Annotated in this window: 10 protein-coding genes; 2 read left to right on the forward strand and 8 right to left on the reverse strand. The window is 64.1% G+C overall.

Annotation, left to right across the window (positions count from 1 at the left end):
* Nucleotides 1–184: 184 nt before the first annotated feature.
* The 4 genes from BRA471DRAFT_RS19950 to BRA471DRAFT_RS19965 all read right to left on the reverse strand — a co-directional run bounded on the left by BRA471DRAFT_RS19950 (nt 185) and on the right by BRA471DRAFT_RS19965 (nt 5,651).
* A complete protein-coding gene (locus tag BRA471DRAFT_RS19950) occupies nt 185–1,792 on the reverse strand; it encodes a sulfite reductase subunit alpha (protein ID WP_007610488.1) in 1,608 nt (535 codons plus the stop codon).
* Nucleotides 1,789–3,570, reverse strand: a complete 1,782-nt coding sequence (locus BRA471DRAFT_RS19955; RefSeq protein ID WP_007610489.1) for a NirA family protein — start codon at nt 3,568–3,570, stop codon at nt 1,789–1,791. The genes BRA471DRAFT_RS19950 and BRA471DRAFT_RS19955 overlap by 4 nt, the downstream gene beginning before the upstream one ends.
* 330 nt (nt 3,571–3,900) lie before the next feature.
* Nucleotides 3,901–5,064 (reverse strand): CmpA/NrtA family ABC transporter substrate-binding protein, encoded by a 1,164-nt coding sequence (locus BRA471DRAFT_RS19960; RefSeq protein WP_007610497.1) that lies wholly within the window; start codon nt 5,062–5,064, stop codon nt 3,901–3,903.
* Complete coding sequence (locus BRA471DRAFT_RS19965; protein WP_007610503.1) at nt 5,061–5,651, reverse strand: ANTAR domain-containing response regulator; 591 nt, start codon at nt 5,649–5,651, stop codon at nt 5,061–5,063. The genes BRA471DRAFT_RS19960 and BRA471DRAFT_RS19965 overlap by 4 nt, the downstream gene beginning before the upstream one ends.
* 111 nt (nt 5,652–5,762) lie before the next feature.
* On the opposite strand from BRA471DRAFT_RS19965, the gene rimO reads away from it, so the two are divergent.
* Nucleotides 5,763–7,088, forward strand: a complete 1,326-nt coding sequence (gene rimO / locus BRA471DRAFT_RS19970) for a 30S ribosomal protein S12 methylthiotransferase RimO (RefSeq protein WP_007610505.1) — start codon at nt 5,763–5,765, stop codon at nt 7,086–7,088.
* 87 nt (nt 7,089–7,175) lie between these two features.
* Here rimO and BRA471DRAFT_RS19975 read toward each other — a convergent pair whose 3' ends face one another.
* The 3 genes from BRA471DRAFT_RS19975 to BRA471DRAFT_RS19985 all read right to left on the reverse strand — a co-directional run bounded on the left by BRA471DRAFT_RS19975 (nt 7,176) and on the right by BRA471DRAFT_RS19985 (nt 9,036).
* On the reverse strand, nt 7,176–7,595 hold the full coding sequence (locus BRA471DRAFT_RS19975; protein ID WP_007610507.1) for a carboxymuconolactone decarboxylase family protein: 420 nt from the start codon (nt 7,593–7,595) through the stop codon (nt 7,176–7,178).
* On the reverse strand, nt 7,528–7,959 hold the full coding sequence (locus BRA471DRAFT_RS19980) for a MerR family transcriptional regulator (protein ID WP_035974127.1): 432 nt from the start codon (nt 7,957–7,959) through the stop codon (nt 7,528–7,530). The genes BRA471DRAFT_RS19975 and BRA471DRAFT_RS19980 overlap by 68 nt, the downstream gene beginning before the upstream one ends.
* A gap of 129 nt (nt 7,960–8,088) precedes the next feature.
* A complete protein-coding gene (locus BRA471DRAFT_RS19985) occupies nt 8,089–9,036 on the reverse strand; it encodes a hypothetical protein (protein WP_007610509.1) in 948 nt (315 codons plus the stop codon).
* 402 nt (nt 9,037–9,438) lie between these two features.
* Here BRA471DRAFT_RS19985 and BRA471DRAFT_RS19990 point away from each other — a divergent pair, with 402 nt between their 5' ends.
* On the forward strand, nt 9,439–10,635 hold the full coding sequence (locus BRA471DRAFT_RS19990) for an acetylornithine transaminase (RefSeq protein ID WP_007610510.1): 1,197 nt from the start codon (nt 9,439–9,441) through the stop codon (nt 10,633–10,635).
* Between the two features lie 97 nt (nt 10,636–10,732).
* Here BRA471DRAFT_RS19990 and BRA471DRAFT_RS19995 read toward each other — a convergent pair whose 3' ends face one another.
* Nucleotides 10,733–11,707 carry a quinone oxidoreductase gene (locus BRA471DRAFT_RS19995; protein ID WP_007610513.1) on the reverse strand — a complete coding sequence of 325 codons (975 nt, stop codon included), beginning with the start codon at nt 11,705–11,707 and terminating at the stop codon, nt 10,733–10,735.
* Nucleotides 11,708–11,765 lie beyond the last annotated feature (58 nt).

Consider the following 11,765-nt stretch of genomic DNA (forward strand, 5'->3'; position numbering starts at 1 on the left):
CCCATTTGCGGGATTATGAGGGATCGACCGGGGTGGCGAGCAAGAGACCCGCGGAAATAGCGATGCGGGTTCTCTGAAAACCCCGCAACGCAGGAGCAAATTCTCCCTGCCCGCAGGTTCCGAGAATCTTATTCGTTCAAATCCGAGCCAGTTGGAACCGGCTCGGATGACGACAGGACGACAGCTAGTAGACGTCAGCCTGGAACCGGCCCGTCTTCTTGAGCTCGGCGACAAAACTGACGGCTTCGTCGGTCGAGCGCGCCCCGAACTGGGCGACGATATCGACCAGTGCGCGCTCGACATCCTTGGCCATGCGCTTGGCATCGCCGCAGATGTAGAGATGCGCCCCCTCGGCGAGCCACGTCCACAATTCGCGGCCGACCTCGCGCATGCGGTCCTGCACATAGAACTTCTTCTCGCCGTCGCGCGACCAGGCCAGCGACATGCGCGTGAGCAGGCCCGAGGTCTTCATCGCGTTGAGCTCATCCTGGTAGAAGAAGTCGCAATCGCTGCGCTGATGGCCGAAGAACAGCCAGTTCTTGCCGGGCGCACCGGTCGCCTTGCGGTCGAACAGGAAGGCGCGGAACGGCGCAATGCCGGTGCCGGGCCCGACCATGATGATCGGCGTCTTCGGATCCTGTGGCAGGCCGAAATTGTGCGCCTTCTGCACATAGACCTTGAGTTTCTCGCCCTCGGCGATGCGCTCGCCGAGGAAGGTCGAGGCGACGCCGATGCGCTTGCGCTTGCCGATCACGTAGCGCACGGAATCGACCGTCAGCGACAGCCTTCCAGGTGTCGCATTATGCGAGGACGAAATCGAATAGAGCCGCGGCTGCAGCGGCTCCAGCGCCTCCACGAACGCTTCGGGATGCGGCCGCGTGCCCGAGAACTTCTGCAGCGCCGCCATGACGTCGAGCGTGGCGGCGTCGCCATCGGGATCCTCGCCCTGCGCCAGTGCCCGTGCCCTCTCGCGCTGCGCGCCGCCGGTGATGAAGGAGAGCAGTTCGAACAGCGTGTCGGGCGCCGGCGAGAGCGAGACGTCGTCGATCAGCACCTCGCGCAGCGTTTTGCCGTTGACCTTGGTGGTGTGGGAGGCGCCGAGCAACGCGATTACCTGGTCGACGAGACCGAGCTCGTTGCGCGCGAACACGCCAAAACTGTCACCGACGACATAGTCGAGCTTGCTCTCGGAAAGATCGAACTCGACGTGATAGGTTTCCTTCTCCGACTTTCCCTTGTTGAGAAGACGGCGCGACAGGAAGGTCGCCGCAACAGGGTTGTCGCGGGACCGGCCGGGCTCGGCGATCGTCACGGTCACGGCGGGGGCCGCCACCGCATCGACCTTGTCGGACGTCTTGGCCGCCGGCGCCTTGTCCAGCTCTTCGTGCAACGACTTCAGCATCCGCGCGGTTTCCTTGCCGCCGGGGACGCAGAGGTTGAGCCGCGCTTCACTGCGGCTCGCGATCGCCTCCGAATAGTCGTGGCAATTATAGCCGCACTGCCCGCAATCCTGCTGCGCCATCGCCGCCATCATCTTGCGCCGCACGGGACGGCCTTCGGCGAGCTTCATCCGATCGGCGATCGGCATGGTCTGGTCGTGCCAGGGCGCTTCACCGTCATCACCATCACCAGCCTGCATGACAGCGGCGCCCTGCTCCGCCGACAGCGGCGTGGCTGCGTCAGGCGACAGCAACCCGGCAAAGAAGCCGTTCAGCCAGGAGCGTTGCGCGTCGGAGAACGGGGCGCTCGTGGGAATGATGTCGAGTTTCGGCGGAGGGCTGATCTGGTTCATGCGGACACCTGTGCATCGGCAAGCTCGCGCAGCGTTTCGCCGTCATGGCGGCGCGCAAAGGACAGGAAGGTTTCCTCGGGAGACGAGCGATGGGCGATATAGGCCTTGAGCAGCCCTTCGACCGTCTTCGGCGCGTCTTCGGCCTTGAGGTCGTGATAGACCTCCTGCCCGACGTCGGCTTCAGGACCGAAACCGCCGCCGGTGAAGAGATGATAGCCCTCCACCGTGTCCTCCTCGTTTACAGGCACGCGAGCCCCGATCAGGCCGATGTCGCTGATGTAATGCTGGGCACAGGAATGGTGGCAACCGGTGACGTGGATGTTGACCGGCTTGTCCATCTCGACGCGCGGCTCGCACCAGTCGCCGATCTCCGCGGCGTGACGCTTGGTGTTGGAGGCGGCAAAGCGGCAGCCGGCATTGCCGGTGCAGGCGATCAGGCCGGCGCGGATGTGCGAGGCCTCGACCGCAAGCCCGATCTGCTTGATCGCCGCGACGGCAAGCTCGACATTCTCGTCGCGCACCCCTGATATCAGCAGGTTCTGCCAGACGGTCAGACGGACATCGCCGTCGCCGAGGTCCCGCGCCACTTTGGCGAGGCCCCGCATCTGATCACAGCTGATCTTGCCGAGCGTCAGCGACACGCCGATCCAGTTCAAGCCCTCCTGCTTCTGCCTGTGCACGCCGATATGCGCCATACGGTCGGCGGCCGGCCGCGGCGCAAACGCCTCTTCCGGCACACGCGTGAATGGTGTCTTCAGCCGTTCCTCGACCAGCTTGAGAAAGCCGTCATGGCTCATGGCGTCGAGCACGTATTTCAGCCGCGCCTTGTTACGGTTGGTGCGGTCGCCGTGCTCGATGAAGACGCGCACGATGGCGTCCGCAACAGCGGTCGCCTGCTCCGGCTTGACGATAATGCCGGAGTACTTTGCGAAATCCTTGTGACCGGTGATGCCGCCGAGGCCGAGGCGGAACCAGACCCCGGGCTCGACGCCGAAACCGTCCTTCACCTCATACGCCGTGAAAGCGATGTCGTTGGTCTCCTCGAGCACGGCGATCCTGCCGGCACCGTCGAAGGCGACGTTGAACTTGCGCGGCAAGCCATACAACGAGCGATCGTTCAGGATGTGGTAGTGCCACTCGCGCGCATAAGGCCGTGTGTCGATCAGCTCCTGCGGATCGATACCCGCCGTCGGCGTTCCCGTCACGTTGCGGATGTTGTCCGCGCCGGAGCCGCGCGAACACAGGCCGAGGTCCTGAATGCCCTCGATCAGCTTCACGGCGTTCTTCGGCGGGATCTCGCGAAGCTGAAGATTGGCGCGCGTCGTGACGTGGCTATAGGGCCCGCACGTTTCATCGGCAAGATCGGCAAGGCCGGCCAGCTGCCAATGCTTCATGATGCCGTTCGGAATGCGCAGACGACACATGTAGGAGTCCTGCGTCGGCGCGACATAGAAGATCCCGTAATATCGCCAGCGGAAATTGTCCGCCGGGCTCGGCGGCGCATTATCGAGCGCCTGCTGGCGCAGACGCGGATAGGCATCGAAGGGATGCTCGTCGCGCTTGACCTTCTCCTGGTCGGCGAGCTTCTTGCCCGCGGCGATGACCTTGTCCTGCGCCTTGATGTGCACGGCATCGGGACCGGTGGGCTCGGCGTTCGCCTTGCCGGCGCCGCCGCCGAGACCGCGACCGACGCGGCTGATCTGCAGACCGGTCGTGAAGCCTTCGAGATAGCGTTTCTGGTCGTCGGTAAAGTCGACTGAGACGGTGTCGAGTTTCATGGTCAGTAACGAAGCTCCTGCGGCCACCTAGGTGGTATCGACGGAAAGTGCACGACCCGCGAGGAGCTCGGCTGGCTCGAAAGCCGGCTGTGCGCCCAACGGTCCGATCAGCTTCGTTGCTGGGGACTGGCGCAGCAGGCATCTGTGACAGGCTGGCCGCACTGCAACATTCAAGTTGCGTGCCAGCTTCGATGAAATGAAAATGTGTGTAGGATCAAGCAATTAAGAGCGCAAAGGGAACTCAGGGTTCTGGAGCTCTTCCGAAATTCGAGCAGTCGGCCTAAAATTTAGACTCGGATCTCCAGCGCTCAAAAACGATGCAGGCCCGAATCACACCTTCCAGCGGCCCACCTCGAAGGCTTCGAGATGCCCCCGAATATTGGCGGGATCAAAGGCGGGGCCGGCGAATGCGCCGAATGCCGCGGGGGCTTGGGCGGGCGGCCGGCGGCCGAGAGCGCCGTCGTAGAGATCGGGCCTGAACACGGCCATCGCCGTCTTGACGCCGTCGGGCGTCAGCGTCGTCTGCCCCCAGCGCACCATCTGCGCATAGAGCCAGGCGGCCTGGACCGGATCGGGGCGCCCTGCTTCCTCGCGTCCCACCAGAAGGTAGCTGCCGCTCTCGCGAAAGGTGCCGTCCGGCGAAACCTTGAGGCGTCCCGTGAGGGTGCGCTGAATGACTTCGGCATCGACGCCGATCCGCTCCGGCTGCGCCAGGATCCGCGCCGCTTCGGTCCGGTTTTCCGGGTGCTCGATGAACTCCGCGGCTTTCACGGCCGCGCGCACCAGGCGAGCGACCACGTCGGGATTCTTGTCGGCCCAGACCTGGCGGAGCGCCAGCACCTTCTCCGCCGCATGGGCCAGGATGTCGGAGACGAAATGCAGGATGTGGCCGATCCCGAGATCGACCGCGATCGAATTCCAGGGCGCGCCGACGCAGAACGCATCGACATGCCCATTGGCGAGACTGTCGACCATATAGGGCGGCGGCAGCACCACCAGCCGCACGTCCTCGTCGGGATCGACGCCGGCCGCCGCCATCCAGAACCGCAATTGATAATTGTGGGTCGAGAAGGGGAAGGTCATGCCGAAGTTCAACGGATCGGCGCCCGCTTTGCGCCGCTTGGCGACCACGCGCGCCAACGCTTTTGCCGTGGCGAGCGGATCGAAGCGGTCGCCGTCGATCTCCTCCATCAGCGCGGCATGAAGCGCCGGCGAGACTGTGATCGCGTTACCGTTGATGCCGAGATTGAAGGGCGCCGCGATCGGCACCTTGACGTGGCCGAGACCGAGCGAGGACGCAATCGCGACGGGCGCGAGCAGATGCGCGGCGTCGAACAAGCCGATATTGAGCTTGTCGCGGACGTTGGACCAGGAGACCTCGCGGACCAGTTCGACCTGGAGCCCTTCGGCCGCGGCAAATCCCTTGTCGACGGCAACGATCAGCGCCGCGGCATCGACCAGCGGAATGAACCCGATGCGGAGGGGAACGGTCATTTCAGCATCTCCGACGCGGTGATGATCGACTGGGCGATCTCGCCGATTTTCTTCTTCTCGCGCATCGCGGTGGAGCGCAGCAGCACATAGGCCTCGTCCTCGGTGAGGCCCTTCACCTTCATCAGGATGCCCTTGGCCTTTTCGATGACCTTGCGATCCTCGAGCTGCGACTTGGTACGCTCCAGTTCCTCCTGGAGCTTTGCGAAGGCATTGAAGCGCGACACGCACAGGTCGAGGATCGGCTTGATGCGCTCCTTCCTCAGCCCGTCGACGATATAGGCGGAGACCCCCGCCTCGACCGAGGCCTGGATCGAGGATGAATCGCTCTGGTCGACGAACATCGCGATCGGCCGCTTCACGGCGCGGCTGACCTGGAACATCGCTTCCAGCACGTCGCGGCTGGGGTTTTCCAGATCAATCAGGATGATGTCAGGGTCGACCGCATAAATACGGGCGAGCAGGCTCTGCATCTCGCTGATATGGACGATCTGCGTGAATCCAGCCTCACGCAACCCTTCTTCGAGGATCGCAGCCCGGATCGGGCTTTCGTCGACGATCACGATTTTGGGCGACTGTTCGGCGCTCATTGCTCACTCACCACCAGCGATTCATCCATAGCATGCCCGCCGGCCATGCAAAGGGTTGTAATTATGGGCAATTGGGACTAGCTCAACCCTGTCAATCAGGCAGATTTGGATATGGATCAGACGGCTGCGCCCAAGGTCAGCTTCGTGTCGCTCGGGTGCCCCAAGGCATTGGTGGATTCCGAGCGCATCATCACGCGTCTGCGCGCCGAGGGCTACGAGCTCGCCCGCAAGCATGACGGGGCTGACATCGTCATCGTCAACACCTGCGGCTTCCTCGACAGCGCCAAGCAGGAATCGCTCTCGGCCATCGGCGAGGCCATGGCCGAGAACGGCAAGGTGATCGTAACAGGTTGCATGGGCGCGGAACCCGAGCAGATCGAGCAGGCCTATCCCGGCGTGCTCTCTATCACCGGCCCGCAGCAATACGAGAGCGTGCTGGACGCCGTGCATCGCGCGCTGCCGCCCGCCCACAATCCGCATCTCGATCTGGTGCCGCCGCAAGGCATCAAGCTGACGCCGCGGCACTACGCCTATTTGAAAATCTCCGAGGGCTGCAACAACCGCTGCACCTTCTGCATCATTCCGAAACTGCGCGGCGACCTCGTCTCGCGACCGGCCAACGACGTGCTGCGTGAGGCCGAGCGCCTGGTCGGCGCCGGCGTCAAGGAGCTGCTGGTCATCTCGCAGGACACCTCGGCCTACGGCATCGATCTCAAATACGCCGAGAGCCCGTGGAGGGATCGCCAGGTCCGGGCCAAATTCATCGACCTCGCGCGCGAGCTCGGCGAACTCGGGGCCTGGGTGCGGCTGCAATATGTCTACCCCTACCCGCATGTCGACGAGGTCATCGCGCTGATGAACGAGGGCAAGGTGCTGCCCTATCTCGACATCCCGTTCCAGCACGCAAGCCCCGAAGTGCTGAAGGCGATGAAGCGTCCGGCGGCGCAGGACAAGACGCTGGCGCGCATCAAGCGCTGGCGCGAGCAATGTCCCGATCTCGCTTTGCGCTCGACCTTCATCGTCGGCTTCCCCGGCGAAACCGATGCCGATTTCGCGTATCTGCTCGACTGGCTCGACGAAGCAGAGATCGATCGGCTCGGCTGCTTCAAATACGAGCCGGTCGCCGGCGCCACCGCGAACGCGATCGAGAATCCCGTGCCGGAAGAGATCAAGCAGGAGCGCTACAACGCGCTGATGGCGCGCCAGCAGAAGATTTCCGCGCGCAGGCTGAAGCGCAAGGTCGGCACGCGGCAGCAGATCATCATCGACGAGGTCGGCCCGACCGTCTCGAAGGGCCGCTCCAAGGCCGATGCGCCCGAGATCGACGGCGCCGTCTACCTGTCGAGCCGCCGCCCCTTACGCGTTGGCGAGATCGTCACCGCGAAGATCGAACGCGCCGACCAATATGACCTGCACGGCAGCGTCGCAGGCTTCTGAGATTCCGGCCGCGGCACGCCGGCAAGACCGGCGCGCCTCAGGCATTCCACCCGCCGGCGTTCAGGCTGGGCGTGCCGAACTACGAGGTCATGTCGCTTCTCCGGACGCCTGCTGTTCGTCACGTGCGGCGAACACCTCCTTGGCTGCGAACAGCCCGTTCAGCGCCGCCGGGAAGCCCGCATAGACGGCCATCTGCATGATGATCTCCACGATCTCGTCGCGAGACAGCCCGACGTTCAGACCCGCCTCGAGATGCACCTTGAGCTGAGGCGCGGCATTTCCGAGCGCCGTCAGCGCCGCGATCGTGGCGATCTCACGATCGCGCAGGCCGAGGTCCGGGCGGCAGTAAATGTCGCCGAACGGAAACTCGATCACGTATCGTGCGAAATCCGGAGCGATGTCAGCGAGTGAAGCGACGACCTTTTCGCCGGCACTGCCGTCAATGCGTGACAGGGCCCGCTGGCCGCGATCGAAGCGGCTTTCGTCTTGTGTCTGGGCGTGCGTCATTTTCCTTCGTCCTCTGTTCGTCGCTGGCATAGCCGGCGATCTTGGTATCAAGGACGAGCAGGCATTCCTGGAGTTCGGCGATCTGCGTGCGCACCTGTTCGCGGTGGACTTCCAGCATCTGCCGCCGGCTTGTGCCGGTAGCGTCGCCTTCGTCACGAAGCGCTGCGTAACGCAACATGTCCCGGATCGGCATCCCGGTGGTCTTGAGCCGACCAAGGAATGCGATCCATGTGAGGATCGATGCGTCAAAGTCACGCTGGCCGGAGCGATCCCGGTCAGCGTAGGGCAGCAGCCCGATGCGCTCATAGTAACGCAGCGTGTGCGTCGACAGGCCGGTCCGTTTTGCGAGGTCGCCGATCTTCATGTGTGCCCGTTCTCGTACTGACGCACATACAGATACCCCTTCGAGCGCGCTCTAAGTCAAGGGGGATCGAAAGGGCCGTTCCCGCGAGGTCATGGTGGCGCGACAGCGGAGGTCGCGAGATTCCGAGCTTCAGGATCCCGCCAGCCATTTCGGTACCCAGCGCTCCGGCCGCGGCGCGCGGGCAAGATCGGCTTGCGCCTCCGACAGCTTCGCAGGCTCGCCGTCGATGCTCGGGCGCACATCGTACTCGAAGTTCGGCATGACGCGCCCGTCGGCATAGAGGCCGAATTTCATCGCGTACCACAGCCCGAGCTCGGGCTGCGCGCGGCGCATCTCCTCACGCAGATCGCGCAGCAGGGATTCAATCGAGGCGGCTTCCTCGAACGGCTGCGGCCCGCGCGACAGGACGCGCGCCTCGTACTGCTTGCCGACGATCGCGATCTCGAAATTCGTCTTGTCCCAGGGCTTCTTGCCCTTCGGCAGATGCGCGGCGAGGCGCCAGCCGAGTTCGGCCATCAAGCGATGATTGGCCCAATAGTCTTCGCGATCACGGCTCCATTTTTCCACGAAGCCGCGAAAGTCGGGCAGCTCCGACGGATCGTCATCGGGCGCCGCCATCTCCCCGCTCAGCCGTCCGGTGAGCCATTGCGCGAGCTCGACCGTCTGGCATTCGACATCGTCATGCGGCTTGAGATCGCTCCAGGCCTTGTCGAACTGTTGCGACGTCAACTTCGCGAGCAGGCCGTCGAGACTGGGCGCCAGCAGCTCGTAGTCGCCCTCGGACCCAAGCCCCACGATCGGCGGATTGTCGCGGTCGAGACCCGCGCCATACCAGCCGCCAACAGCCGAGCCATCCGGCAGCCGCATGAACAGCGAAAACCTGTCGCGCAATGGACTACCGTCGACAATCGGAGCGTGATCGGAGAATTGGCCTTGCAAGGAAAAGCAGCCGACGCTGCCCCAGGGGCGCCCGTTCAGCCACCCGGCGAAGTCGACCAGGAGCGACGGTGCCTCGACACCCGGCGGAAACGCGCCGCGAATGCTGTCGAGGTCGATCGGATAAGGCGTCTCGGACAAGGCTTTAAACTATCTGGTTGGTCCCGCCCCTCTTGGTCTGAACCGTCATGCGGTCGGTTCGAACCAATTCGCGTCCTGTGATCACAAACGCGCTAGAGACGTAATGGTTTCCAGGCACGCATCTCTCTCCTGCCCATGCACGCTGGGCGGGTGGTCTGTAAAGCGCCCGCTTGACAAGCCGCACCATTCGCCTGTATTGCCGCGCCCCATGATCAACGCTCGGACCCATCAGCGCACCGAAATGCTCCGCCGTCGCTTCCCCGACGATGAGAGGGTGCGCTATGTCCGACGACGCCGCTGAAGCACTGAATTCAGCGTCAGTTTTCGAAAAGGCCGCACCCGCAAGGTGCGGCCTTTTTGCTTTTCGCGCGCCCTTTTCCCCCGCCTCCAGAGGAGTTCGACATGACCAGCGCCACCCATCCGTATGACGCATTGATGGACATCACCGCCCGGCCCAAGGCCGTGTTCGTCCGCGGCGCCGGCTCCTACCTCTGGGATGACAGCCGCAAGCGCTATCTCGATTTCGTGCAGGGCTGGGCCGTCAACTGCCTCGGCCACTCCCCGCCCGCAATCGCCGACGCGCTTGCCGCGCAGGCCAAGCGGCTGCTGACGCCAAGCCCGGCCTTCTACAACGAACCGAGCTTGAAGCTCGCTGAGCAGCTTGTCGCAAACAGCGCGTTCGACCAGGTGTTCTTCGCCAATTCCGGTGCGGAAGCCAACGAGGGCGCGATCAAGCTCGCGCGCAAATATGGCGGCATCCACAGAGGCGGCGCGTTCGAGATCATCAGCTTCGAAGGCGGCTTTCACGGGCGCACCTTGGCGACGATGTCGGCCTCGGGCAAGAAGGCCTTTGAGCCGCTGTTCGAGCCGAAGGTCGCCGGCTTCAAGAAGGCGAAACTCAACGACATTGCTTCAGTCAAAAAGCTGATCAACGACAACACCGTCGCTGTGATGCTCGAGCCGATCCAGGGTGAATCAGGCGTATGGCCGGCGACCGATCAGTTCTTGCAGGAGTTGCGCGCCCTCACCGACGCGCACGGCCTCCTCCTGATCTTCGACGAGATCCAGACCGGCATGGGCCGGACCGGCAAGCTCTTCCACTACGAGCACACCGGCGTCGCGCCCGATATCATGACGCTCGGCAAGGGCATCGGCGGCGGCGTGCCGCTCGCGGCGCTGCTCGCGACCGAACGCGCGGCCTGCTTCGAGCACGGTGACCAGGGCGGCACGTTCAACGGCAACCCGATCATGTGCGCGGTGGGGCTCGCGGTGCTCGACGAAGTCAGCAAGCCGGACTTCCTGAAGACGGCGACCGAAACCGGGCTGCTGCTCGAAAGCGAATTGCAGAAGGTCTCGGCGCGGCACGGGCTCGGCGAAGTGCGAGGCCGCGGGCTCCTGCTGGCGCTCGACCTCAAGCTGCCGATCGCACCCGGCATCGTCGCGCAGGCTTTCGAGGCCGGCGTGCTCCTCAACGCGCCGCAGGTCGACACGCTGCGCTTCATGCCGGCGCTGAACGTCACGCGGGCCGAGATCGCCGAGATGATCGATTGTCTGGACGGGATTTTGACCAGGGCAGGCGCGGCACGGCGCGTGGCGTGACGCGTTCGTCATTGCGAGGAGCGAAGCGACGAAGCAATCCAGACTGCCTCGACGGAAAGAGTCTGGATTGCTTCGCTTCGCTCGCAATGACGGTGAGTTACGGCTTCAGGATCGACGCGCCGGTGGTCTTGCGGCTTTCGAGATCGATATGCGCCTTGGCGGCGTCCTTGAGCGCGTAGGCATGGTTGATCGGCACGTGCAGCTTGCCGTTGATCACGGCGGCGAACAGCGTGTCGGCGCCTTCCAGCAACTCCTTGCGGGTGCCGATGTAGTCGTTGAGCTTGGGCCGGGTCGCAAACAGCGAGCCGTGAGTGTTGAGCTCGGCGATCGAGAATGGCGGCACCGGGCCCGAGGCATTGCCGAAGGAGACGAACATCCCGCGCGGCTTCAGGCAGGACAGCGAGCCCGGGAACGTCGCCTTGCCGACGCCGTCATAGACCACATCGCAACCCTCGTTGCGGCTGATCTGTTTGACGCGCGCGACGAAGTCTTCCTCGTTGTAGAGGATGACATGGTCGCAGCCATTGGCCTCGGCAAGCGCAGCCTTCTCGCGCGAGCCGACGGTGCCGATGACGTGGGCACCCATTGCCCTCGCCCATTGGCAGGCGAGCAGGCCGATGCCGCCGGCCGCGGCATGGATCAGCACGCGATGATGCGGCTCGACCTTGAAGGTCTTGTGCAGGAGATACCAGACCGTCAACCCCTTCAGCATCAGCACGGCGCCCTGCTCGTAGGTGATGTGGTCGGGCAGCTTGACCAGCCGCTCCCAGGGGATGTTGCGCTCCCCGGTATAGGCGCCGAGATTGTGGTAGTAGGCGACGCGGTCGCCCGGATGGAAATTCGTCACGCCCGGCCCGACTGCGAGAACCTCGCCCGAGGCCTCGTTGCCGGCGATGAAGGGCAGCCCCGGCGCCTTGTAGAGGCCGGTGCGGTAATAGACGTCGATGAAATTCAGGCCGACGGCATGCTGGCGGATGCGCACCTCGCCGGGCCCGGGCGCCGGAACATCGACGCTCTCATAGACCAGGGCTTCGGGGCCTCCGACCTTGTGCACACGGACGGCTTTGGTCATCACCTGACCTCCTCTTCTCGCGGGCCAGCGAAAGACATCGCGCCCGCCTTGTCAACTC

The sequence above is a fragment of the Bradyrhizobium sp. WSM471 genome (assembly GCF_000244915.1).
In the GTDB taxonomy this organism is placed as follows: domain Bacteria; phylum Pseudomonadota; class Alphaproteobacteria; order Rhizobiales; family Xanthobacteraceae; genus Bradyrhizobium.

Excerpts from the sequence above, each read along its gene's own strand:
- rimO (WP_007610505.1), top strand. The coding sequence starts at position 5,763 with ATGGATCAGACGGCTGCGCCCAAGGTCAGCTTCGTGTCGCTCGGGTGC.
- BRA471DRAFT_RS19975 (WP_007610507.1), bottom strand. The coding sequence starts at position 7,595 with ATGACGCACGCCCAGACACAAGACGAAAGCCGCTTCGATCGCGGCCAG.
- BRA471DRAFT_RS19980 (WP_035974127.1), bottom strand. The coding sequence starts at position 7,959 with ATGAAGATCGGCGACCTCGCAAAACGGACCGGCCTGTCGACGCACACG.
- BRA471DRAFT_RS19990 (WP_007610510.1), top strand. The coding sequence starts at position 9,439 with ATGACCAGCGCCACCCATCCGTATGACGCATTGATGGACATCACCGCC.
- BRA471DRAFT_RS19965 (WP_007610503.1), bottom strand. The coding sequence starts at position 5,651 with ATGAGCGCCGAACAGTCGCCCAAAATCGTGATCGTCGACGAAAGCCCG.
- BRA471DRAFT_RS19950 (WP_007610488.1), bottom strand. The coding sequence starts at position 1,792 with ATGAACCAGATCAGCCCTCCGCCGAAACTCGACATCATTCCCACGAGC.
- BRA471DRAFT_RS19955 (WP_007610489.1), bottom strand. The coding sequence starts at position 3,570 with ATGAAACTCGACACCGTCTCAGTCGACTTTACCGACGACCAGAAACGC.
- BRA471DRAFT_RS19960 (WP_007610497.1), bottom strand. The coding sequence starts at position 5,064 with ATGACCGTTCCCCTCCGCATCGGGTTCATTCCGCTGGTCGATGCCGCG.
- BRA471DRAFT_RS19995 (WP_007610513.1), bottom strand. The coding sequence starts at position 11,707 with ATGACCAAAGCCGTCCGTGTGCACAAGGTCGGAGGCCCCGAAGCCCTG.